At 70.7% G+C, this 22,183-nt stretch carries 22 protein-coding genes and 1 pseudogene; 10 read left to right on the top strand and 13 right to left on the bottom strand.

The annotated features are described in order from the left end of the window. The first annotated feature begins 16 nt into the window (after positions 1 to 16). Together OG766_RS25905 and OG766_RS25900 are read left to right on the top strand one after the other, a co-directional pair. On the top strand, positions 17 to 724 hold the full coding sequence (locus OG766_RS25905) for a glycerophosphodiester phosphodiesterase (protein ID WP_328726299.1): 708 nt from the start codon (positions 17 to 19) through the stop codon (positions 722 to 724). Then, positions 721 to 1,521, top strand: a complete 801-nt coding sequence (locus tag OG766_RS25900) for an SAM-dependent methyltransferase (protein WP_266383928.1) — start codon at positions 721 to 723, stop codon at positions 1,519 to 1,521. Before OG766_RS25905 ends, OG766_RS25900 begins: the two co-directional genes overlap by 4 nt. 21 nt (positions 1,522 to 1,542) lie before the next feature. Here OG766_RS25900 and OG766_RS25895 read toward each other — a convergent pair whose 3' ends face one another. Further along, on the bottom strand, positions 1,543 to 2,121 hold the full coding sequence (locus tag OG766_RS25895; RefSeq protein WP_328726298.1) for a hypothetical protein: 579 nt from the start codon (positions 2,119 to 2,121) through the stop codon (positions 1,543 to 1,545). 31 nt (positions 2,122 to 2,152) lie between these two features. Continuing rightward, positions 2,153 to 2,554, bottom strand: a pseudogene (locus OG766_RS25890) (HXXEE domain-containing protein); the annotation flags it as partial. 135 nt (positions 2,555 to 2,689) lie between these two features. Here OG766_RS25890 and OG766_RS25885 point away from each other — a divergent pair. Then, positions 2,690 to 3,052: a DUF1304 domain-containing protein gene (locus OG766_RS25885; RefSeq protein WP_266383919.1), complete on the top strand. Its 363-nt coding sequence runs from the start codon at positions 2,690 to 2,692 to the stop codon at positions 3,050 to 3,052. Next, positions 3,049 to 3,606: a TetR/AcrR family transcriptional regulator gene (locus OG766_RS25880; protein WP_266383916.1), complete on the top strand. Its 558-nt coding sequence runs from the start codon at positions 3,049 to 3,051 to the stop codon at positions 3,604 to 3,606. The genes OG766_RS25885 and OG766_RS25880 overlap by 4 nt, the downstream gene beginning before the upstream one ends. Before the next feature lie 320 nt (positions 3,607 to 3,926). On the opposite strand, the gene OG766_RS25875 is transcribed toward OG766_RS25880, so the two are convergent. Then, the gene (locus OG766_RS25875; protein WP_266383913.1) at positions 3,927 to 5,366 is read right to left on the bottom strand and encodes a gamma-aminobutyraldehyde dehydrogenase; all 1,440 of its coding nucleotides are present in this window, start codon (positions 5,364 to 5,366) and stop codon (positions 3,927 to 3,929) included. Positions 5,367 to 5,558: 192 nt separating this feature from the next. Between OG766_RS25875 and OG766_RS25870 the strand changes: the two genes are divergently transcribed. From OG766_RS25870 to OG766_RS25845, 6 genes are all read left to right on the top strand, one after another. Further along, positions 5,559 to 6,050 carry an Lrp/AsnC family transcriptional regulator gene (locus tag OG766_RS25870; protein WP_262007703.1) on the top strand — a complete coding sequence of 164 codons (492 nt, stop codon included), beginning with the start codon at positions 5,559 to 5,561 and terminating at the stop codon, positions 6,048 to 6,050. Then, positions 6,035 to 7,414 carry an aspartate aminotransferase family protein gene (locus OG766_RS25865; protein ID WP_266383911.1) on the top strand — a complete coding sequence of 460 codons (1,380 nt, stop codon included), beginning with the start codon at positions 6,035 to 6,037 and terminating at the stop codon, positions 7,412 to 7,414. Before OG766_RS25870 ends, OG766_RS25865 begins: the two co-directional genes overlap by 16 nt. A gap of 213 nt (positions 7,415 to 7,627) precedes the next feature. Then, complete coding sequence (locus OG766_RS25860; RefSeq protein ID WP_266383908.1) at positions 7,628 to 8,356, top strand: ABC transporter ATP-binding protein; 729 nt, start codon at positions 7,628 to 7,630, stop codon at positions 8,354 to 8,356. Continuing rightward, complete coding sequence (locus OG766_RS25855) at positions 8,338 to 9,480, top strand: hypothetical protein (RefSeq protein WP_328726297.1); 1,143 nt, start codon at positions 8,338 to 8,340, stop codon at positions 9,478 to 9,480. Before OG766_RS25860 ends, OG766_RS25855 begins: the two co-directional genes overlap by 19 nt. A gap of 42 nt (positions 9,481 to 9,522) precedes the next feature. Beyond that, complete coding sequence (locus tag OG766_RS25850; protein ID WP_328726296.1) at positions 9,523 to 10,671, top strand: LOG family protein; 1,149 nt, start codon at positions 9,523 to 9,525, stop codon at positions 10,669 to 10,671. A gap of 160 nt (positions 10,672 to 10,831) precedes the next feature. Next, a complete protein-coding gene (locus OG766_RS25845) occupies positions 10,832 to 11,776 on the top strand; it encodes a hypothetical protein (RefSeq protein ID WP_266383902.1) in 945 nt (314 codons plus the stop codon). 56 nt (positions 11,777 to 11,832) lie between these two features. Here the strand turns inward: OG766_RS25845 and OG766_RS25840 are convergent, their stop codons facing one another. The 10 genes from OG766_RS25840 to tsf form a co-directional block, all read right to left on the bottom strand. Further along, positions 11,833 to 12,861, bottom strand: a complete 1,029-nt coding sequence (locus tag OG766_RS25840; protein WP_328726295.1) for an ABC transporter ATP-binding protein — start codon at positions 12,859 to 12,861, stop codon at positions 11,833 to 11,835. Then, positions 12,861 to 14,486, bottom strand: coding sequence for an ABC transporter permease (locus OG766_RS25835; protein WP_328726294.1), 1,626 nt, complete (start codon positions 14,484 to 14,486; stop codon positions 12,861 to 12,863). Before OG766_RS25835 ends, OG766_RS25840 begins: the two co-directional genes overlap by 1 nt. Positions 14,487 to 14,578: 92 nt before the next feature. After that, entirely contained in the window at positions 14,579 to 15,679 is a 1,101-nt protein-coding gene (locus tag OG766_RS25830) for a thiamine ABC transporter substrate-binding protein (protein WP_266383892.1), read from the bottom strand. Positions 15,680 to 15,922: 243 nt separating this feature from the next. Beyond that, positions 15,923 to 17,029 (bottom strand): 23S rRNA (adenine(2503)-C(2))-methyltransferase RlmN, encoded by a 1,107-nt coding sequence (gene rlmN / locus OG766_RS25825; RefSeq protein ID WP_266383889.1) that lies wholly within the window; start codon positions 17,027 to 17,029, stop codon positions 15,923 to 15,925. A 201-nt stretch (positions 17,030 to 17,230) separates the two neighbouring features. Then, positions 17,231 to 17,449, bottom strand: coding sequence for a DUF2180 family protein (locus OG766_RS36765; RefSeq protein WP_443045618.1), 219 nt, complete (start codon positions 17,447 to 17,449; stop codon positions 17,231 to 17,233). Positions 17,450 to 17,672: 223 nt separating this feature from the next. Then, positions 17,673 to 18,203, bottom strand: coding sequence for a hypothetical protein (locus OG766_RS25820; protein ID WP_328726293.1), 531 nt, complete (start codon positions 18,201 to 18,203; stop codon positions 17,673 to 17,675). Between the two features lie 230 nt (positions 18,204 to 18,433). Continuing rightward, the gene (locus OG766_RS25815) at positions 18,434 to 19,540 is read right to left on the bottom strand and encodes a phosphatidate cytidylyltransferase (protein WP_266383883.1); all 1,107 of its coding nucleotides are present in this window, start codon (positions 19,538 to 19,540) and stop codon (positions 18,434 to 18,436) included. Then, entirely contained in the window at positions 19,540 to 20,097 is a 558-nt protein-coding gene (gene frr, locus OG766_RS25810; protein WP_266383881.1) for a ribosome recycling factor, read from the bottom strand. The genes OG766_RS25815 and frr overlap by 1 nt, the downstream gene beginning before the upstream one ends. A gap of 216 nt (positions 20,098 to 20,313) precedes the next feature. Beyond that, the gene (gene pyrH / locus OG766_RS25805) at positions 20,314 to 21,096 is read right to left on the bottom strand and encodes a UMP kinase (RefSeq protein WP_266383878.1); all 783 of its coding nucleotides are present in this window, start codon (positions 21,094 to 21,096) and stop codon (positions 20,314 to 20,316) included. A 158-nt stretch (positions 21,097 to 21,254) separates the two neighbouring features. Further along, complete coding sequence (gene tsf / locus OG766_RS25800; protein WP_328726292.1) at positions 21,255 to 22,091, bottom strand: translation elongation factor Ts; 837 nt, start codon at positions 22,089 to 22,091, stop codon at positions 21,255 to 21,257. Positions 22,092 to 22,183: the final 92 nt, after the last annotated feature.

Here is a 22,183-nt window from a genome sequence, read left to right as displayed (position 1 = left end):
AAGTGAGGGGTGTCGCATGCGCACTGTCACCGTCGTAGGACATCGTGGCGACCCGTATGTCGCGCGGGAGAACACACTGCCGTCGCTGCGGGCCGCGATCGAGCGGGGCGCGGACGCCGTCGAGGTGGATGTCCGCCTCACGCGCGACGGTGTGCCCGTACTGCTGCACGACGACACGCTCAAACGACTGTGGGGGCACGACCGTCCGCTGGCCCGGCTCACCCACGGGCAGCTCACCGAGCTGACGTACGGCGCGGTGCCGACCCTGCGCGAGGCACTGATCTCGGTCGGCAGCCACCGGCTGATGCTCGATCTGCCCGGCGCCGACGAGGCGGCGGTCCGTGCGATCGTCGACACCGTCCGTGAATGCGGCGCGGGCGAGCGGGTCTACTACACGGGCGGTCCGGTCGGGATGTTCGCCGTACGCGACGCCGATCCGCACGCGGAGATCGCCCTGACCTGGTCGACGCTCGCCCCTCCCCGTCCGGTCCTGCTCGGCGCGCTGCGGCCGCGCTGGCTCAACTACCGCTTCGGGCTGGTGAGCAGGGAGCTGGCGGACCGGATTCACGGGGACGGTTATCTGCTCTCTGTCTGGACCGCCGACACTCGTGGGACGATGCGCCGGCTCGTGGGTCGCGGAGTCGACTCGATCACCACGAACCGCGTGGACGCGCTCGTCCGTGTACTGCGCGGATCCGGGACAGGGAAGGGACGCACATCGTGACGCAGTCCGAGGACACCGGCCAGGACAGGATCCGTACCGACATCGCGCACAACGCCCGGGTCTGGAACTACTGGCTGGGTGGCAAGGACAACTACCTGATCGACCGGCAGGTGGGTGACCAGGTCACCGGGATGTACCCGAGCATCGGTCAAGTCGCCCGCGCGGACCGGGCGTTCCTGGGGCGGGTCGTCTCCCTTCTCGCCGGTGAGGACGGTGTGCGCCAGTTCCTCGACATCGGCACCGGCCTGCCGACCGTCGACAACACCCACGAGGTCGCCCAGCGCATCGCCCCCGAGTCGCGGGTCGTGTACGTCGACAACGACCCGATCGTGCTGACCCACGCCCGCGCCCTGCTGACCAGCACCCCCGAGGGCCGCACCGAGTACATCGACGCGGACGCGCACCGCCCCGCGGACATCCTGCGGGCCGTCGAGCCGACGCTCGATCTGTCGCGGCCGGTCGCGGTCATGATGCTGGGGATCCTCAACTTCATCCTCGACACGGACGCGGCCACCTCGATCGTCCACCGCATCATGGACGCGGTCCCGTCCGGGAGTTATCTCGTGCTCACGCACCCCACGCTGGAGCTGGGCGGCGAGGGCAACGCGGAGGCGATGGCGTTCTGGAACGAGAACGCGACCCCGCCGATCACGGCCCGCACCCGCACCGAGTTCGCGGGCTTCCTCGCCGGGCTCGACGTGCTGGAGCCGGGCATCGTGTCCTGCGCCCGCTGGCGCGACGGGGGCGCGACGACCGTGGAGGTGGCGCAGTTCGGCGCGGTGGGCCGCAAGCGCTGACGTGGACACGGGGGCAAGGCCTCAGGCGGCGGCGGTCGGTGCCGCCGCCTGCGCCGGAGGTGCCGTCTCCGTAGCCGTTGCCGTTTCCCCAGCCGGTCCGGTCGTCAGCCTCTCCAGCCGCTTGGTCATGCGGTGCAGGACGAGGAGCGGGATCACTCCGAAGACGCCGAAGGACATGTCGATGACGGTCCACCAGAACGGGATCCCGCGGATCGGGCCGCAGACCAGGGCCAGCGGGATGATCCCGGCGCAGGCGATCATGCCGAACTCGATGACCCAGATGTTGCGTACGGGATCGCGGTAGGGGCCGTAGAAGGCCACGGCGATGACGAGGTGGGCGAAGGCCAGCCAGTCGGTGCCGTACAGCAGGAAGGCGTACTGCTTGTCGGCGACGTCCAGGCCGGTGCGGACCCGGTCGATCCACGTCTGCAGGCCGGGGAAGGCATCGGCGACCGGGGAGGCCCAGGACGACAGGGCGTCCTGGGCGAGGTGCAGCTCGGTGACGAGGGGGAAGGCCGTCAGTCCGCTCAGGACGAGGCAGACGATGAAGACGGCCAACCACACGCGTATGCGGCGCAGAAGCGCTCTTCGCTCGCTCATGTCCGCAGCGTACGCCCCCTCATGAACGTGTTCAAAAACGGGGGGCTCCGGTGAGTCCCCTGGCCACCGCGTGAGAGACGACGGTGGCGGCCGCGGCCGTCGCCAGCCCGGTCAGCACATCGCGCGGCCGAGTGGGCCGCAGCACGCCCGCACGCCGCAGCCGCCCCCGCGCCCACAGGGTGAAGGGCACCACGAGCAGCGCCGAGGTGGCGGAGCCGGGGGTGTAGCCGCGGAAGGCGGCGGCCTGGCCGAGATGGACGAGGCCGTGGAGCCCGAATCCGCCGAGCGCGCCCTGGTAGAAGCCGGAGCGGCCGCCGGACCGGTGCCCGGCGACGGCCGCGGCACCGACGATCGTGGCCATGGCACCCACGGCGACGGCGAATTCGCGTACGTCGACGGACTCCATGAGGCTCCAGAGACTCTCGGGGCGACCGGTGCGCGCGGCAATGGACGGTGCGTCGAGCGGGAGCCCGCGGCACCGACACCCTGTCGATCATGGGCATCTGTCTATACTTCCTGGACGAGTGTCCATGAACTGATGGATCCATCATCGAGGGAAGGGTCTTCCGTGACCGTCACCGCTCACGTCCTGGTCGCTCTGGTGGCCGCGCTGCACGTCTACTTCCTGGTGCTGGAGATGTTCCTGTGGGAGCGGCCACCGGGACGGGCACTGTCGGGCTTCGACGCGGAGACCGCTCACGCGACGGCGCCGCTGGCCGCCAACCAGGGGCTCTACAACGGCTTTCTCGCCGCCGGCCTGATCTGGGGCCTGATCGCCGCGGACCCGACGGGCCACCGGGTGCAGGTGTTCTTCCTCGTGTGCGTAGTGATCGCCGGGCTGTACGGCGGCGCCACCGCGAACCGGCGCATCTACGTGGCCCAGGCCCTGCCGGGCGCGCTGGCGCTGGCCGCGGTGCTGGTGGCGGGATGAGCGGGGACCCACGGGCCGAGCGCACCCGGGACCGGCTGCGGCGGGCCCTGCTGGAGGAGTGCGCCGAGCGGCCGCTGGCGGAGGTCAGCGTCGCGGGCCTGGTCCGCCGGGCGGGCCTGGGCCGCGCCACGTTCTATCTGCACTACCCGGACCTGGACGCGCTCGCGGTGGACGCCTGCGCCGAGATCGTCCGGGACGCGGTGGAGGCGCTGCACGCCTGGCGCGGGGTGCCCGACCCGGCCGCTCCGCCCGCCGCGCTGACGGAGTTCTTCACGGGGATCGTCGCGCACGCCGCGCTCTACCGCACGCTGCTCCGTGAGGGCGGCGGTGGGCCGCTCGGCGTTCTCCTGCACCGCGAACTCCGCGCCCGCAGCCACCGTGAGCGTGAACTGGCGGGCGCTCCCGCGCCGGACCTCATCGCCTCCGCGGTGGCCGCCACCTTCACGGGCGTCCTCGGTGACTGGCTGCACGACCGCGTCCCCGCGACGCCGGAGTCCATGGCGGAGCAGGTCTGGCGCCTCCTGCTGGCCCTGCACATGACGCCGTTGCCCTGACTCCGGCGCGGCCGGCGCCGGGTGACGCCCGCGGCGGACCTGATCGCCTCCGCGGTGGCCGCCACCTGAAGCCCGCACCTCCAACTCCTCCTACGCCCGCGGGGGCGTTGGGGAAAGCCGGCGCAGCCGACACGAGGGCTCCGCCCGCCCGGATCCCGCCGGACGGCTGGATCCTCCGGCTCCGTCCGCCCATCGAGGACGGGGCCCGAGCCCACGCCGGGGTCCGGGCGAACCTCCTTCCGGCGAAGGCGGACGGCGCTGAACAGCCCGAAGGGCGGGCCCGCAGGCCCGCCCTTCGGTTCCGCACGCCGCCGGAGGCGTTACGCGTCCAGGGACGTCATCACGTGCTTGATGCGCGTGTAGTCGTCGAAGCCGTACGCCGACAGGTCCTTGCCATAGCCCGACTTCTTGAAGCCGCCGTGCGGCATCTCCGCCACCAGCGGGATGTGGGTGTTGATCCACACGCAGCCGAAGTCCAGGGACTTCGACATGCGCATCGCCCGCGCGTGGTCCTTCGTCCACACCGACGAAGCGAGCGCGTACTCCACGCCGTTGGCGTACTCGAGCGCCTGGTCCTCGTCGCGGAAGGACTGGACCGTGATGACGGGGCCGAAGACCTCGTTCTGGATGATCTCGTCGTCCTGCTTGAGGCCGGACACGACCGTCGGGGCGTAGAAGTAGCCCTTGTCACCGACCCGGTGACCGCCGGTCTCGACCTTCGCGTGGGCGGGCAGCCGGTCGATGAAGCCGGAGACCTGCTTCAGCTGGTTGGCGTTGTTCAGCGGACCGTAGAGCACGTCCTCGTCGTCCGGCCGGCCGGTCTTCGTGTCGGCGGCGGCCTTCGTCAGCGCGCTGACGAACTCGTCGTGGATGGACTCGTGCACGAGCACCCGGGTCGCGGCCGTACAGTCCTGGCCGGCGTTGAAGAAGCCCGCGACCGAGATGTCCTCGACGGCCTTCGGGATGTCGGTGTCCTCGAACACGACGACCGGCGCCTTGCCGCCCAGCTCCAGGTGCACGCGCTTGACGTCCTTGGCGGCCGACTCGGCGACCTGCATGCCGGCCCGTACCGAACCGGTGATGGAGGCCATCGCGGGAACCGGGTGCTCGACCATCGCGCGGCCCGTGTCGCGGTCGCCGCACAGGACGTTGAAGACGCCCTTCGGCACGATCGCGCCGATGATCTCGGCCATCAGGACCGTCGAGGCCGGGGTGGTGTCCGACGGCTTCAGCACGACCGTGTTGCCCGCGGCGAGCGCCGGCGCGAACTTCCACACCGCCATCATCATCGGGTAGTTCCACGGCGCGACCTGCGCGCAGACGCCGACCGGCTCACGGCGGACGATGGAGGTCATGCCCTCCATGTACTCGCCGGCCGAGCGGCCCTCGAGCATCCGGGCCGCACCCGCGAAGAAGCGGATCTGGTCGACCATGGGCGGGATCTCTTCGGTGCGGGTGAGCTCCAGCGGCTTGCCCGTGTTCTCCGACTCGGCCGCGATCAGCTCCTCCGCCCGCTCCTCGAAGGCGTCCGCGATCTTCAGCAGTACCTTCTGGCGCTCGGCCGGCGTGGTGTCACGCCAGGCCGGGAACGCCGCGGCGGCGGCGGCCATGGCGGCGTCGACGTCCGCCTGACCGGAAAGCGGCGAGGTCGCGTACACCTCTCCCGTGGCCGGATTGACCACCTCGATGGTCCGCCCGTCCGCGGCGTCCCGGAACTCTCCGTCGATGTAATTGCGCAGACGACGCAGTTCGGTGGTCACAGCCACCCCTCCTGTCAGATGTCCGATGGGTGAGACACCCCCACACTACGTCGCTCAGGCTAGCCCGACGAGCGACGCTTTCGACAGACCCAACGCCGTTCGACTTCGAAATCAGTGAGATTCGGGACCGAGAACAACGAATTTCATTGCGGACGGGTTGCGGGATCGACGACTCCGGTGCACAGTGTGCTCGTGGCCAGTCGAAGCACGGACTCCAGGACCGGGAGCGGATCGTCCCCGACGATCGATGCAGTCTCCCTGGCGATCATCGAACAGCTGCAGGAGGACGGGCGCCGTCCGTACGCCGCGATAGGCAAGGCCGTGGGCCTTTCCGAGGCGGCGGTCCGACAGCGCGTCCAGAAGCTGCTCGATCAAGGCGTGATGCAGATCGTCGCCGTCACCGACCCGCTCACCGTGGGTCTGCGACGCCAGGCGATGGTCGGGATCAACGTCGAGGGCGACCTGGACCCGGTGGCCGACGCGCTGACTGCCATGTCGGAGTGCGAGTACGTCGTCATGACGGCGGGCTCGTTCGACCTTATGGTGGAGATCGTCTGCGAGGACGACGACCACCTGCTTGAAGTGATCAACCGGCGCATCCGCACCCTCCCCGGCGTGCGCTCCACCGAGAGCTTCGTCTACCTCAAGCTCAAGAAGCAGACCTACATGTGGGGAACCCGATAGCCGTGAGCAAGGACCTCTCCAAGACCGCCTACGACCACCTGTGGATGCACTTCACCCGCATGTCGTCGTACGAGAACTCACCCGTGCCCACCATCGTGCGTGGTGAGGGCACCTACATCTACGACGACAAGGGCAAGCGCTACCTCGACGGGCTCGCCGGTCTGTTCGTGGTCCAGGCGGGCCACGGCCGCAGGGAACTGGCCGAGGTGGCCGCCAAGCAGGCCCAGGAGCTCGCGTTCTTCCCCGTGTGGTCGTACGCCCACCCGATGGCCGTCGAGCTGGCCGAGCGTCTCGCGAACGAAGCCCCCGGCGACCTGAACAAGGTCTTCTTCACCACGGGTGGCGGCGAGGCGGTCGAGACGGCCTGGAAGCTGGCCAAGCAGTACTTCAAGCTGGTCGGCAAGCCGACCAAGTACAAGGTCATCTCCCGTGCCGTCGCCTACCACGGCACCCCGCAGGGCGCCCTGTCCATCACCGGCCTGCCGGGCCTGAAGGCCCCGTTCGAGCCGCTGGTGCCCGGTGCGCACAAGGTGCCCAACACCAACATCTACCGCGCCCCGCTGCACGGCGACGACCCCGAGGCCTTCGGCCGCTGGGCCGCCGACCAGATCGAGCAGCAGATCCTCTTCGAGGGCGCCGACACCGTCGCCGCGGTCTTCCTGGAGCCGGTGCAGAACGCCGGCGGCTGCTTCCCGCCGCCGCCCGGGTACTTCCAGCGGGTCCGCGAGATCTGCGACCAGTACGACGTGCTGCTCGTCTCCGACGAGGTCATCTGCGCCTTCGGCCGCCTCGGCAAGACGTTCGCCTGCGACAAGTTCGGCTACGTGCCGGACATGATCACCTGCGCGAAGGGCATGACGTCGGGCTACTCCCCGATCGGCGCCTGCATCGTCTCCGACCGGCTCGCCGAGCCGTTCTACAAGGGCGACAACACCTTCCTGCACGGCTACACCTTCGGCGGCCACCCGGTCTCCGCCGCCGTCGGCGTCGCCAACCTCGACCTGTTCGAGCGCGAGAAGCTCAACCAGCACGTCCTCGACAACGAGGGCGCGTTCCTCTCGACGCTGCAGAAGCTGCACGACCTGCCGATCGTCGGCGACGTCCGCGGCAACGGCTTCTTCTACGGCATCGAGCTGGTGAAGGACAAGCACACCAAGGAGTCCTTCAACGAGGAGGAGACCGAGCGCGTCCTGTACGGGTTCCTCTCCAAGGCGCTGTTCGACGCCGGTCTGTACTGCCGCGCCGACGACCGCGGTGACCCGGTCGTCCAGCTCGCCCCGCCGCTGATCTCCACCCAGGAGACGTTCGACGAGATCGAGCAGATCCTGCGGTCCGTCCTCAGCGAGGCCTGGACGAAGCTGTAGACGCGGACGGCAGAGCGGACACGGCGCACGCCGTCCGATCGTCGGCTTTTACGCGGCCCGGGTGCACCCCTTCGAGTGAGAAGGGAAGCATCCGGGCCGCGTGCTGTCCGTACACCCGGCTCCGAGTACCTACGGTGCTGTGACCGATCGGCCTTGAGGTCGTTCGCCCGTACGGGGGAACGGAACCAACGGATCTGAACCGAGGTGTACGCCATGGTGGTCCCGCCGGACAACGATGTGCTCTGGGCGCGCTCCCTGAACCACGCCTACCGCGGCTCGCCCGCCCTCTGCGGAGTTTCCCTCGGCGTGCGCGAGGGAGAGATCCTCGCCGTGAACGGCCCCCGCGGCAGCGGAAAGACGACCCTGCTGCGCTGTCTGTCGGGCCAGCTCGTCGCACAGCAGGGCGAGGTCTGGTTCAACAGCAGCCCCGTCCACACCATGGGTCCGCTGGTCCGCGAGCGACTGCGGCGCGACCGCTTCGGCTGGATCGGCCCGGACCCCCAGCTGGTGCCCGAACTGACCGCCTGGGAGAACGCGGCCCTGCCGCTGCTGCTGCGCGGTTCCTCGCACCGCAAGGCCAGGACCGCCGCCCTGGAGTGGCTGGAGCGGCTCGACATCGGCGGCTGCGCGCGCAAGCGCCCCCGCGCGCTGCTGCAGTCGCAGCGGCAGCGGATCGCCCTCGCCCGCGCGCTCGCCATCACGCCCGCGGTGCTCTTCGCCGACGAGCCGACCGCCTCGCTGCACAGCACGGACCGCGCCCAGGTGCTGCGTACGCTCACCACCGCGGCCCGCTCGCATCGCATCACCGTCGTGCTCGCCACCCATGACGAGGAGGTCGCGACGCTCGCCGACCGCGCGGTGTCGCTGATCGACGGCCGGCGCGTGAACCCGGCGAGCGGCACGGAGGCGGAAGGCCGGGCCGCGTGCTCGCTCTCCGTCTAGCCCGCGGTGCCCATCCCCTGGTCCTGCTGCGCCGGCTGATGGTCGCGGCGGCTTCCGCGGGAGTCGGCTTCCTTCTGCTGTGCACCCTGTCCTACGCGGTGGCGGGACCGCATCCGTCCGACCCGGCACTGCTGCGGCTGGCGTGGTGTCTCGCGCCGCTCGCCGCGACCGTCCAGTTCGCCGTCGCCGTGGCGCGCACGGACCCGGGCGCGAGGCCCCGGCAGGGGCTGTCCGCCGTGGGTCTCGGACCGGTGCGGCTGACCGCGCTGGCCGCGGCGTCGACGGCCGTGTCCTGCACCCTCGGCAGCATGGTGGCGCTGCTGTTCTTCCTGCATCTGCGGGGCGATCTGACCGGGATGCCGTTCGACGGGGACGCCGCCGAACTGCTCGCCGCGGGACAGCCGTTGCCCCTGGGCGCCGTGCTCCTGCTCCTCGCGCTCGTACCGGTCGTGGGAGCCGGGGCGGCGGCGCTCGCGCTGCGCCCGCGCCGTTCGGTCTGGGGCGAGGGCATCGACGACGACGAGCCCGAACCGGCCTTCGAGGCCCCGCCCGGCGGACTCCCCTGGGGCGTCGCGCTGACGGCCGTGGGCGCCGCGGTCGAGGCGTACGCGGGCCGGGGCACCGGCGGCGGAGGCGGCACACCGGCCGGCGTGCTCGCCGGCTGGACCCTCACCGCCGTGGGCCTCGCGATGGCGGGCCCCGGCATCGCCCACGTGTGCGGGCGCGTTCTGCAGTCCCTGCACCCCGGGGCCGTCCGGCTGCTCGCCGGGCGTGCCCTGATGGACGACGCGCGCCGCATCGGACGTCCGCTCGGGGTCGTCAGCGCGGTGGTGTCCGCCCTGATCGCGGCCTCCGCGCTCGCCGGGGAACGCCCCCAGCCGTTCGGCCCGCTGACCGGGCTCGGCGCGGCACTCGTCGTGGCCTGCACCGTCGCGGCGCTGCTCACCTCGGCCCTGGAGGCCAAGCACGCCCGTGCCACGACTCGGGAGGGCCTCCTCGATCTCGGCGCCCCGGCGGGCCTCCTGCGCGCCACCGTCGCGCTCCGAGCGGTGGTGCTGCTGGTGGTCTTCGCCCCGATCACCTGGGCGGTCGCGGAACTCGCCGCGCTGCCGCTGCGGCGCTGACCCGGGCACGGCGGCCCCGAACGCGGCACCTATCGTGGGCGCATGGTGAACGCAGAGAGGCCGCGGCTGGGGTCGTCGTTCGACGACGACCGGGAGATCGAGACGCTGGAGGAGTTCGACCAGGTCGTCACACGACGCGGCAGCCTCGCGGGACACCGCGTCCAGTCCGTCGACCTGACAGGACGCACCTTCGCACTGCTCTCGGCCGACACCACGGGCGCGATGTTCCTCGGCTGCGCCATGGAGCCCGACGCCGCGGCCAAGGTCCGCACGGACGGTGCGCTCGTCTTCCCGCCGATACCGGACCTGCCGTTCGATCCGTACCGCGGTCTGCTGTACTCCCCCGACGAGTTGTTCGACGGGCTCGACGACGGCGGCTACGAGGTCACCTGCGACGCGCTCACCTACGAGTGGTTCCAGGAGACCAAGGCCGACCGGGACATCTACGCCTCGATGCTCCGGGCCCTGCACGACGACGCGGTCTCGGACGCGCTCGACGAACTGCTGAACGGCGTTCCCGTGGTCGGTGTGATGGGCGGTCACGCGATGGGCCGCGGCACGGAGGCGTACGCCGGCGCCGCCCGGCTCGGTCGCGCCCTGGCCCGTACCGGACTCACCGTCGCCACCGGTGGCGGCCCCGGCGCGATGGAGGCGGCGAACCTCGGCGCGTACGCTGCCCCGCACCCCGACCCGATGCTCGACGAGGCACTCGAACTCCTCGCCAAGGCCCCCTCGTTCACCCCGTCCGTCACGGACTGGGCGGCCGCGGCCTTCGAGGTGCGCTCCCGCTGGCCGCGGGGCGGCGACTCGATCGGCATCCCCACCTGGTTCTACGGCCACGAGCCGCCGAACCCGTTCGCCGGGCACATCGCCAAGTACTTCGCCAACGCCACCCGTGAGGACGGTCTCCTCGCCCGCTGCACCGCCGGTGTCGTCTTCCTGCCGGGCGCGGCGGGCACGGTGCAGGAGATCTTCGACAACGCGACCCCGAACTACTACGAGTCGCGCGGTGAGCCGACCCCGATGGTCCTGGTCGACCGCGCGCACTGGACGGAGAAGCTCCCGGCCTGGCCGCTCCTGCGGGCCCTGGCCGACAGCCGCTCCATGGACGCCCGCATCACTCTGGTGGATTCGGTGGACGAGGTGCCGCAGGCGCTGGCGCGGCTCACGGCGTCAGGGCAGTCCGCCTGACGGTGACGGTCCGTCCGAAGGATCCGCCCGGAGGACCGTCCTGAGTCCGCCTCGAGGACCATCCTGAGGGCCGTTCGAAGAGGAAAGGCAACTTCCGCACCGAAACCGACGTCTGGCAGTCGGAACGAACAGGACCGACCAGACGCGAACGGAGCTTTCGGTGCTCATAGGACTGCTGACCGCCGTGGCGGCATCCATCTGTTACGGCACGGGCTCCGTCCTCCAGGCCGTGGGCTCGCGCAAGTCCGCCCGCCGGGAAGCCGCCGCGGGCAGTGTCACCCAGCACGGCGGACCGAGTCTCTCCTCGACCGCCAAGGCGGCGATGACCTGGGAGTTCATCGTCGGCACGATCCTCGACTTCGTGGGGTTCGGGCTGGGCGCGCTGGCGGCGCGGATGCTGCCGCTCTTCCTGTCGCAGACCGTGATCAGCGCCAATCTGGTGATCACGGCGGTGCTGGCCGTCAAGCTGCTCGGGATCCGGCTCAACCGCGCGGAGTGGACGTCGATCGCCGTGGTCTGCTCCGCGCTGGTGCTGCTGGCGACCGCGGCGGGCCCTGAGGGCAGCGGCCACACACCGATCTCCACGCACTGGTGGCTGCTGGCGGTCTCGCTGCTGCTGATGGTGGGCGGCACCGTCGTCGTACGTCTTCTGGGAGCACGGGCCGCGATCCTGGCCGGTCTGCTGTCCGGCCTCGGGTTCGGCGCACTCGGCGTCGGGGTGCGCGTGCTGAACGGCATCGACCCGTTCGACCTGGGCGCCCTGCTGTCCGACCCGGCGCTCTACGCGATCCTGGTGGCCGGTATCGGCGGAATGTATCTGCACACCATCGCCCTGCAGATCGGCTCGGTCAACGGCGCCACGGCGGCGCTGGTCGTCGGAGAGACCGTCCTGCCGGGCATGATCGGAGTGCTGTGGCTGGGCGACTCCTCACGGCCCGGGTTCGCCTGGGCGGCGATCACCGGGTTCGTGCTCGCCGTCGCGGGTGCCGTCGCGGTGGCGTGGTTCGGCGACCCGGAAGGCCACGGCGGCGAGGCCGGTCCGCCGGGACCGGCATCCGTGGAGCCCGAGCGGCCGGAGCCGGTGTCGAGCCTGTCGGGGGTGTGAGGGCGGCGGCGTGAAGGCCGGGCGGGGCGGGCGTTCGTCCGCGTACGGACGCCCGGTCAGCCGGAGGTCGGCGCCAGCACCACCACGTCCTCCGCGGCGAAACCGGCGCCGACCTCCGCCCCCACCTCCGGCACGTCCTTCAGCCCGCACTCGGCCTCCAGCGGCGGCGCGCCGGTGGGCCTCAGCCGTACCGCGACATGGTGGCCGCGGAAGGTCAGCGACTCGACCACGCACCGCAGCCCCGCGTCCGGCGGACCGAGCCGTACCGCCGCAGGCCGCACCAGCAGCCGGCACACGCCCTGGGGAGCACCCGCCGGGACGGGGATCCTCCCCCAGGAAGTCTCGGCCGTCCCCCCGGTCACCGTCGCCGGGACCACATTGTCGAAGCCGAGGAAACGGGCGACGAACTCGGAAGCGGGCCGCTGCCACACCTCGCGCGGCGTACCGCTCTGGGCGATCCGCCCGTCCCGCATGACCACGACCCGGTCGGCGAGCGCGAAGGCCTCCCCCTGGTCATGGGTGACGGCGAGCACCGTCGTACCCAACCGGCCGAAGACGCCGCGCAGTTCGACGACCAGCCGTTCCCTGAGCGTACGGTCGAGCTGGCCGAGCGGTTCGTCGAGCATCAGCAGCCGTGGCCGTGGCGCGAGAGCGCGGGCGAGGGCGACCCGCTGCTGCTCACCGCCGGAGAGGGCGGCGACGGCCCGCTTCCCGGCGCCCGGGAGGCCGACCAGTTCCAGCAACTCCTCGACGCGACGGCCCTGTTCGGCCTTCGGTACGCCGTGCATGCGCAGCCCGAAGGCGACGTTGCCCGCGACGTCGCGCTGCGGGAAGAGCTGGTGGTCCTGGAACATCAGGCCGACCCCGCGCCGGTGCACCGGCACTCCGGCCTGGTCGGCTCCGCCGAGCAGCACCCGCCCGCCGTCGAGGTGCTGCAGCCCGGCGACGGCCCGTAGCAGCGTCGACTTGCCGCTGCCGCTCGGCCCCAGCACACACACGATCTCGTGGTCGGCGACCTCCAGGTCCACCGCGTCCAGCGCCGTCCGCCGGCCGAACCGTACGGTCGCGTCCTCGATCGTCAGCATCAGAACTCCCCGGCGGAACGGTCGGGACGGAGCCGGTCGAGCAGCAGCAGAGCCGCCGCGCAGACCAGCATGAGGATGGTCGAAAGGGCCATCGCCTGCCCGTAGTTGAGCTCACCCGGGCGGCCCAGGAGGCGCGCCACGGCGACCGGGAGCGTCGGGTTGTCGGGCCGGGCGATGAAGACGGTGGCGCCGAACTCACCGAGCGAGACGGCGAAGGCGAAGCCCGCGGCGACGAGCAGCGCCCGGCGCACCAGCGGCAGATCGACCTCGCGCCACGCCCGCAGCGGCGAGGCGCCGAGGACGGCCGCGGCCTCGCGCAGCCGGACGTCGACGGCCCGCAGCACCGGCAGCATGGTCCGTACGACGAAGGGCACCCCCACCAGGGCCTGGGCCAGCGGCACCAGGATCCAGGAGGTGCGCAGATCGAGCGGCGGCTCGTCGAGAGTGATGAGGAATCCGAAGCCGACGGTGACGGCGGAGACTCCGAGCGGCAGCATCAGCAGCGCGTCGAAGCCCCTGACCAGCCGGCCCGCCTTCCGGGTGAGGGCGGCGGCCGCGAGGCCGCCGATGACGAGCGCGATGGCGGTGGCGGCGAGCGCGTACTGGAGGGAGTTCCCGACGGCTTCCAGCGGCGGTACGAGGAAGGTGCCGCCGCTCGCCTCCGCCGACCGCAGGGCCTCGTAGAAGGTGAAGCCGTAGCCGCCGGGCCCGTTCCCCTCGGCGAGCGACCGCTCGACCAGGACCGCGAGCGGCGCCAGGATCAGCAGAACGACCGTGGTCAGAACGGCCGCGAGCAGGGCCCATTGGCCCGCGCCGCGCGGCCGGTGCGCCGTGTGGGCCGGGTCGACGAGCCGCAGTGCGGTCTCCCGTCGCCGTACGGTCCGGGCGTGGACGGCGAGGATCGCGCCGACCGCCGCGAACTGCACGAGCGTCAGCACGGCGGCCGTCGACAGGTCGAGGACCTGCGCGGTCTGCCGGTAGATCTCCACTTCGAGCGTGGCGAACGCCGGTCCGCCGAGGATCTGGACGACGCCGAAGGAGGTGAAGGTGAAGAGGAACACCATCAGCGCGGCGGCGGCCACGGCAGGGGTCAGCGCGGGCAGGGTGACACGCCGCCAGGCCGCGAAACGGCCCGCGCCGAGGACGCGTGCGGCCTCCTCCTGGCGCGGGTCGAGCTGTGCCCACAGGCCGCCCACGGTCCGTACGACGACGGCGTAGTTGAAGAAGACATGGGCGAGGAGTATCGCCCAGACGGTCGTGTCGAGGCGTACGCCCCACAGCTCGTCGAGCAGTCCGCCACGGCCGACGAGGGCCAGGAAGGCGGTGCCGACCACGACCGTCGGCAGGACGAACGGCACGGTGACGACCGCCCGCAGCAACTGCTTCCCGGGAAAGTCGAAGCGGGCGAACACATACGCGCCGGGAAGGGCGATCAGCAGGGTCAGCCCGGTGGAGGCGAGCGCCTGCCAGGCGGTGAACCAGAGGACGTCGAGGATGTCGGACCGGCCCAGGACCTCGCCGATGCGGCCCAACTGCCAGGCGCCGTCCACCTGGAGCCCGCGGCCGACGATCGCGGCCACGGGGTAGGCGAAGAAGAGCGCGAAGAACGCGACGGGCACGGCCATCAGCGCGAGCCGGGTCGCGCTCCCGCGCAGGGACGCGGACCCGCGCGCGGAGGTCCTCCCGCGCGGGTCCGCGTCACCGCCCGGTGATTCGGCTACTTCAGGACGAGTGAGGACCACGACTGGATCCACTGGTCACGGTTGTCGGCGATCTTCTCCGGGGTCATGGTCCGCGGCTCGGCGACCACCTCACCGAACTCGGTGAACAGCGCGGGGAGCTTCGCGTCCCCGACGACCGGGTTGACGAACATGTTGAGCGGCATGTCCTCCTGGAACTTCTTGCTGATCAGGAAGTCCAGCAGGGCCTTTCCGCCGGCCTCGTTCTTCGCGCCCTTGAGCAGGCCGGCGGCCTCGGTCTGGCGGAAGCAGGTGCCGGTGGAGACGCCGGTGGGGGCCTCCTTGGGCTGCGGCTTGGCGTACAGCACCTCGACCGGCGGGCTGGAGGCGTACGAGACGACGAGCGGCCGGTCGCCCTTGGCCGCCTTGCCGCCGGCGGAGCCGGAGAACTCCTGGTTGTAGGCGAGCTCCCAGCTGTCGACGACCTTCACGCCGTTGGCCCGCAGCTTCTTCCAGTAGTCCTGCCAGCCGTCGTCGCCGTAGGCGCTGGCGGTCCCGAGGAGGAAGCCGAGGCCGGGCGAGGAGCGCTCGGCGTTCTCGACGACGAGGAGGTCCTTGTAGGCGGGCTTGATCAGGTCGTCGAGCGTCCGCGGCGGGGCGAGCTTCTTGTCGGCGAAGTACTTCTTGTCGTAGTTGACGCAGATGTCGCCGGTGTCGACGGGCGTGACCCGGTGCTCGCCGCCGTCGAGCTGCACGGCCTCGGGGATCCGGTCCAGGCCCTTGGCCTCGTACGGCGTGAAGAGGTCGTTGTCGAGGGCCCGCGAGAGCGTGGTGTTGTCGACACCGAAGAACACGTCGCCCTGCGGGGATCCCTTGGTGAGGATCTCCTTGTTGAGCGCCTCGACCGCGTCACCGCTCTTCAGCACCTTGACCGTGTATCCGGTCTGCTTGGTGAACTCCTTCAGCACCGCCGGGGAGGCGTTGAAGGAGTCGTGGCTGACGAGCGTCACGGTCTTGGAACCGCTCCCGGCGCCCTCACCGGCGGAGTCGTCCTTGGACTCCCCGCCGCAGGCCGCGAGCGTACTGACGCCGAGGGCGGCGGCCAGCACGGTGACCGTGATCTTCTTGGTGGTGCTCACTGAGATTCCTCCTGGGCATGACCAGGAAGAGACGCGGCCCTGCCCGGCTCCGGATCGCACATCCGGAGCCGGGCAGGGCGCAACAGCTTGAGTCTCGTCCGAACTTCCTACCCAGAATGACCTGGGCGAGGTTCAGAGGGTCTGCGGCCTTGACGGTTGCCGCACTCTCAGCGCTGTGGCGCTCCCCTGTCGGAATATGAAGATGTTTCGAGCCCAGATTACATGGGCCCTTCGGGCGGGGTTCTAGCGCTCGGAGGCCGCGAGCTGTCCGCAGGCTCCGTCGATCTCCTGGCCCCGGGTGTCCCGGACGGTCACGGGTACGCCATGGGCGGCGATCGCCTCGACGAAGGCCTTCTCGTCCTCGGGACGGGAGGCCGTCCACTTCGAACCCGGCGTCGGGTTGAGCGGGATCAGGTTGACGTGCACCCGCTTGCCCTTGAGGAGACGGCCGAGCAGGTCACCGCGCCATGCCTGGTCGTTGATGTCGCGGATCAGGGCGTACTCGATGGAGATGCGGCGGCCGGACTTCTCCGCGTACTCCCATGCGGCGTCCAGGACCTCCCGCACCTTCCAGCGCGTGTTGACCGGGACGAGAGTGTCGCGCAGCTCGTCGTCCGGGGCGTGCAGCGAGACGGCGAGCCTGCACTTGAAGCCCTCGTCGGCGAACCGCAGCATCGCCGGGACCAGGCCGACGGTGGAGACGGTGATTCCTCGCTGGGAGAGGCCGAGCCCGTCCGGCTCGGGGTCGGTGAGCCGGCGGACGGCCCCGACGACCCGCTTGTAGTTGGCCAGGGGCTCGCCCATGCCCATGAACACGATGTTGGACAGCCGCGCCGGGCCTCCGGGGACCTCTCCGTCGCGCAGGGCGCGCATGCCGTCGACGATCTGGTGCACGATCTCGGCGGTGGACAGGTTGCGGTCGAGCCCGGCCTGGCCCGTGGCGCAGAACGGGCAGTTCATACCGCAGCCGGCCTGCGAGGAGATGCACATCGTGACCCGGTCCGGGTAGCGCATCAGCACGGACTCGACGAGCGTGCCGTCGTGGAGCCGCCACAACGTCTTGCGGGTGGTGTCGTCGTCGCAGGAGATGTGCCGGACGACGGACATCAGGTCGGGCAGCAGCTCCGACGCGAGCCGCTCGCGCGCGGCCGCGGGGATGTCGGTCCACTGGGCGGGGTCGTGGGCGTACCGCGCGAAGTAGTGCTGCGACAGCTGCTTGGCGCGGAACGGCTTCTCGCCGATGGCGGCGACAGCGTCCTTGCGCTCTGCGGGCGACAGGTCGGCGAGGTGCCGCGGGGGCTTCTTGGCTCCGCGGGGGGCGACGAAAGTGAGTTCTCCGGGCTTAGGCATGGCCGTACCAGTGTCGCAGATCCACTCGCCCGGCCCAGGGCCTCATCCGCGCGCGGTGGTCGTCATTGGCCGTCTCCGGCCGTCCGGCCCTCCTACGACGACCCGCGGGCGGCCCGGACCGAGCCTTCCCATCGAGCGTCCACGCAGGTCAGAGAGTGGTCCCGGGTTCTGCGCAGGGGGCGAGCCCTGCCTGCGGGGCACTCAGGCAGGAGCGGCGGCCGCGCTCTCCGCTGAGTAGCACACGCCGCACGTCAGTCGTCTGGCTTCGGGCCTGGGCGGGGGGTTGGGCACACCGGACACCGGATCGCTGGTGACATGCAGATGCGTGCGGCACACCCCGGCACCGCATCGGGCGCACGTGGCTACAGCGACAGCCTGTACCGGTCGGAGCGCGTCAGTGGCGCAGTCATAGCAATGCATGGCGACCGCCCTTCCGAACTGTTGAGCCTTCCCGTACCGCTGGCTGGGGAGGAGGCACAGGAGGGCGATGACGTCCCCCGTCGCCGCGCCGGCCGACGAAGCTGCGGTATACCCAGAGTTGAGCATCATCACTGGTAGGGAGGCCTCAGAAGCCGCCCTTCCAGCGTGCCTCCAGCATGGCCGGTACGCATTCCGAAGGAACGGGACGAGGCAGCGGTGACCGTCAGGTCAGGGGCGGCAGCGCCGCGTAGACGTCGGCCAGCGCCGCAGGGGTGTCGGTGCCGTCGTCGACCGCGGTGTGGCCGTCGTGGACCACTACGCGGGTGAGGCCGTCCATGACGGGCGGCCCGGTGGGGCGGGACGGCAGGCGGGTGAAGTCCACGTCGTCCAGGGCGGCGCGCAGTGCGGCCAGGTCGGCCGGGGTCATCCGGCCTGGGCGGTCGGGCGACCGGGGTGCCACGCGAAGGAAGCGGCCGTCCTCGTACACGACGAGGGAGTTGTGCCGACCGTCGATGCCGCCGCTCTCGGTGAACGTGACGAGCACGGAGTGCCTGTCGGGCGTGGTCGCCGGGTCCGACGTCGGGCTGGGCGCTGGTGTGCCGGGCACCGGTGTGCCGGTGGTGGCGACCGGTGCCGACGAGCCGGACCTGGTGGAGGGCGAGGGTTCCGCGGCGTCGCCGCCGTCCGTCGCACAGCTCGTCATGGTCATGAGTACGGCCAGCAGTCCCGCTCCGCAGACGATCCGCCTCGGCATGCTCAGCCCCCTGTCGCCCCGGCACCGGCTACTCCGGCTACTCCGGCTCCGGCCCAGCATGGAGGCCCGGGGCTCCCGAGGACAGCCCTCGTCACCGCCGAGGCACGGCCGGCGGGCGGCCATGGGGGGCGGTCGGAGACGGTCGGAGACGACAGAAGGGCCTCCCGAGGAGAACGAGAAAGGGGCCCACCGTCCCGTGGACGACGAGCCCCTGCTCCGGAAATCCCCGCTCAGCCGGCGCCGACGAACACCACGAAGAGCAGCCACACCACCGGCGCCGTCGGCAGCAGCGAGTCCAGCCGGTCCATGATGCCGCCGTGGCCCGGCAGCAGCGTGCCCATGTCCTTGATGCCCAGGTCCCGCTTGATCATCGACTCGCCCAGGTCGCCCAGGGTCGCGCTGACGGCGACCGCGAGCCCGAGGAGCAGGCCCTGCCACCAGGTGCCGCCGTCGATCAGGAGCGGCATGCACAGGGCGCCCGCCGCCATCCCGAACGCCACGGCTCCGACAAGACCCTCGCGGGTCTTCCCGGGGCTGATGCGCGGTGCGAGCTTGCGCTTGCCGAAACGCCAGCCGATCGCGTACGCGCCGGTGTCGCTGACGACCGTCAGCAGGAGGAAGGTGAAGACGCGCTGGGGGCCGTCGTCGGCGGTGAGCATCATCGCGACGAACGTGGCCAGGAACGGCACGTAGAACGCGGCGAACAGCCCGGCCGTGACGTCCTTGAGGTAGCCCTCGGGCGGTTCGGTCATCCGCCAGACCAGCACCGCGAGCCCGGTGAGGGCCATGGCCACCCAGGCGCCCTCGGCTCCTCGCACATAGCCGGCCACGACCATCGCCGCACCGCCCACCGCGAGCGGTACCAGGGGCGCCTTGATGCCCTTGCGCTCCTGAAGGCGGGAGGTGAGCTCCCAGAGGCCGACGACCACGGCGACCGCGATCACGCCCACGAACACGGCCTTGACGACGAACAGCGCGGCGATGATCACCGCCCCGAGCCCGACGCCGACCCCTATCGCAGCACGAAGATCGCGGCCGGCGCGCTTCTTCTGCGGCGGCTGCGACGGCTGGGAAGCCGCAGGCGGCGGGGGGCTGGGCATGGGCTCCTGCGGCATCTCGTCACGGAACAGGGGGCCACTCGGCCGAGCGGCCCCCCGGTCGCGGTTTTCGCGGTCCTCAGCGTCTCTACCTGCGTCGGGATCGTCCGGCACGATGGGCATGGGCCGAGTTTGCTGGGCGACAAGCTCATCGTATGCGGGACCCGCCGGGGCAGCCCCCTGGTCGGGCGGGCCCCAGTAGCCGGCGCTCGGCGGGGCCCCCCAGGAAGAGTCGTTCATCAGACCTCGAGCAGCTCGGCTTCCTTGTGCTTGAGCAGCTCGTCCACCTGCGCGACGTACTTCGCGGTGGTGTCGTCGAGCTCCTTCTCCGCACGACGGCCCTCGTCCTCGCCGACCTCGCCGTCCTTGATCAGCTTGTCGATGGCCTCCTTGGCCTTGCGGCGCACGGAGCGGATCGAGATCCGGGAGTCCTCGGCCTTGCCCTTGGCGACCTTGATGAACTCACGGCGGCGCTCCTCGGTGAGCTCGGGGAACACCACCCGGATGATGTTGCCGTCGTTGCTGGGGTTGACGCCCAGGTCGGAGTCCCGGATCGCCTGCTCGATGTTGCGCAGCGCGCTCTTGTCGAACGGCGTCACCACGGCCATGCGCGGCTCCGGCACCGAGAAGGAGGCGAGCTGGTTGATCGGCGTCAGCGCGCCGTAGTAGTCGGCCACGATCTTGTTGAACATCGCCGGGTGCGCACGCCCGGTGCGGATCGCGGCGAAGTCCTCCTTGGCGACCAGGACGGCCTTCTCCATCTTCTCCTCGGCCTCGAGGAGGGTCTCTTCGATCACCACTTGCTCCTGCGTGTCTTGGTGGGCCCGGCGTGTACGGGTGACGGTCCGGTTCACGGATACGCGTGGCGAATCCGCGTTGCGGGTCCGCTCCACGATTCCGTGTCCCGATGTCGCGTCACGAGTACGAGGCCGGTGAAAACTTGGCGGCGCGTCTTTTCCTGCACGGTGTCCGACCGGCAGGGCTTTGTCCATCCCGGAGGGTGGCGCCCAGGGTCAGGCCCGGGTGCCCCGGTCGCTCACGAGCGTGCCGATCTTCTCACCCCGGACCGCCCGCGCGATATTGCCTGCGGCGAGCAGTTCGAAGACGAGGATCGGCAGATTGTTGTCGCGGCAGAGCGTGATGGCGGTGGCGTCGGCGACCTTCAGGTTGCGGGCGAGCACCTCCCCGTACTCCAGCGCGTCGAACTTCACGGCGTCCGGGTTGGCCTTCGGGTCCGAGTCGTACACCCCGTCGACCCCGTTCTTGCCCATGAGCAGGGCTTCGGCGTCGATCTCCAGGGCGCGCTGGGCCGCGGTGGTGTCGGTGGAGAAGTAGGGCATGCCCATACCGGCGCCGAAGATGACGACGCGACCCTTCTCCAGGTGGCGCACCGCCCGCAGCGGAATGTACGGCTCCGCGACCTGGCCCATGGTGATGGCCGTCTGGACGCGGGAGTCGATCCCCTCCTTCTCCAGGAAGTCCTGGAGGGCGAGGCAGTTCATGACCGTACCGAGCATGCCCATGTAGTCGGACCGTGCCCGGTCCATGCCGCGCACCTGGAGTTCGGCGCCGCGGAAGAAATTGCCGCCGCCGATGACGACCGCGATCTCCGCGCCGTCACGGACGACCGCGGCGATCTCCCGTGCGATGGCGTGTACGACGTCGGGGTCGACGCCCAGGCCGCCGCCGCCGGAGAAGGCTTCCCCGGACAGCTTCAGCATGAAGCGGCCGGCTTTCTGGCCGGTGTGGTCGCTGTTGTCGTCGGCAGCCGGATTGGCGTCCGCGCCCTTGTTCATGGAGATCTCCTCGTGCACATACGAAGAAGGCCATTGCCGGTGGGTGCTGGTGTCCCTGCGGCAATGGCCTCCTCGTCAGATCTGCGGTCGTCCGGCGTCCACGCGGCCGACGACTGCTGGGAAACCCTAGCGGGATCCCGTGTCGATCGCGTACCGGCTCAGATGCCGACCTTGATGCGCGAGAAGCGCTTCAGGGCGACACCGGCCTCGTCCAGGATCTGCTGGACGGACTTCTTGTTGTCGAGCGCGTACGGCTGGCCAAGGAGGGTGGCGTCCTTGAAGAAGCCGTTGATGCGACCTTCGACGATCTTCGGGAGCGCGGCCTCGGGCTTGCCCTCGGCGCGGGTGGTCTCCTCGGCGACGCGACGCTCGGACTCGACGACCTCGGCCGGAACGTCCTCACGGGAGAGGTACTTCGGCGCGAAGGCGGCGATGTGCTGCGCGACGCCCTTGGCGATCTCGGGGTTCGGCTTGTCGAGCTCGACCAGAACACCGATCTGCGGGGGCAGGTCGGGCATGGTGCGGTGCATGTAGGCCGTGACGAAGGCGCCGGAGAACTGCGCGAAGCGGTCCAGGACGATCTTCTCGCCGAGGTTGGCGTTGGCCTCGTCGACGTACGCCTGGACGGTCTTGCCGGGCTCGATCTCGGAGCCGAGCAGCGCGGCGATGTCGGCCGGGGCGGTCTTGGCGGCGTGAGCGGCGAGCGCACCCGCGACGGCCTGGAACTTCTCACCCTTGGCGACGAAGTCCGTCTCGCACTTCAGCTCGAGGATGACACCGGAGGTGTTGTCCTCGGCGATCAGGGAGACCACGGCGCCGTTCTCGGCGGAGCGGCCCTCGCGCTTGGCGACGCCCTTCTGGCCCTTGATGCGCAGTGCCTCGACGGCCTTGTCGACGTTGCCGTCGGCCTCGTCGAGCGCCTTCTTGCAGTCCATCATGCCCGCGCCGGTGAGCTCGCGGAGCTTCTTTACGTCAGCGGCGGTGTAGTTCGCCATGTCTGTGAATCTCTCTGAAGTCGAAGAGCTGAAGTCGAAGATTCGAACGATCTACGGGTCAACGGCGGGGGCTTCGTGGGCCCCCGCCGTCA

Origin of the sequence: Streptomyces sp. NBC_00259 (genome assembly GCF_036181745.1) — a bacterium.
GTDB classification, from domain to species: domain Bacteria; phylum Actinomycetota; class Actinomycetes; order Streptomycetales; family Streptomycetaceae; genus Streptomyces; species Streptomyces pratisoli.
Note: the sequence above shows the minus strand (reverse complement) of the source record. Positions and strands in the feature narration are given on the sequence as shown.

Excerpts from the sequence above, each read along its gene's own strand:
- OG766_RS25905 (WP_328726299.1), top strand. The coding sequence starts at position 17 with ATGCGCACTGTCACCGTCGTAGGACATCGTGGCGACCCGTATGTCGCG.
- OG766_RS25895 (WP_328726298.1), bottom strand. The coding sequence starts at position 2,121 with ATGAGCGAGCGAAGAGCGCTTCTGCGCCGCATACGCGTGTGGTTGGCC.
- OG766_RS25880 (WP_266383916.1), top strand. The coding sequence starts at position 3,049 with ATGAGCGGGGACCCACGGGCCGAGCGCACCCGGGACCGGCTGCGGCGG.
- OG766_RS25860 (WP_266383908.1), top strand. The coding sequence starts at position 7,628 with ATGGTGGTCCCGCCGGACAACGATGTGCTCTGGGCGCGCTCCCTGAAC.
- OG766_RS25850 (WP_328726296.1), top strand. The coding sequence starts at position 9,523 with ATGGTGAACGCAGAGAGGCCGCGGCTGGGGTCGTCGTTCGACGACGAC.
- OG766_RS25840 (WP_328726295.1), bottom strand. The coding sequence starts at position 12,861 with ATGCTGACGATCGAGGACGCGACCGTACGGTTCGGCCGGCGGACGGCG.
- OG766_RS25835 (WP_328726294.1), bottom strand. The coding sequence starts at position 14,486 with ATGGCCGTGCCCGTCGCGTTCTTCGCGCTCTTCTTCGCCTACCCCGTG.
- rlmN (WP_266383889.1), bottom strand. The coding sequence starts at position 17,029 with ATGCCTAAGCCCGGAGAACTCACTTTCGTCGCCCCCCGCGGAGCCAAG.
- OG766_RS36765 (WP_443045618.1), bottom strand. The coding sequence starts at position 17,449 with ATGCATTGCTATGACTGCGCCACTGACGCGCTCCGACCGGTACAGGCT.
- OG766_RS25820 (WP_328726293.1), bottom strand. The coding sequence starts at position 18,203 with ATGCCGAGGCGGATCGTCTGCGGAGCGGGACTGCTGGCCGTACTCATG.
- OG766_RS25815 (WP_266383883.1), bottom strand. The coding sequence starts at position 19,540 with ATGAACGACTCTTCCTGGGGGGCCCCGCCGAGCGCCGGCTACTGGGGC.
- pyrH (WP_266383878.1), bottom strand. The coding sequence starts at position 21,096 with ATGAACAAGGGCGCGGACGCCAATCCGGCTGCCGACGACAACAGCGAC.
- tsf (WP_328726292.1), bottom strand. The coding sequence starts at position 22,091 with ATGGCGAACTACACCGCCGCTGACGTAAAGAAGCTCCGCGAGCTCACC.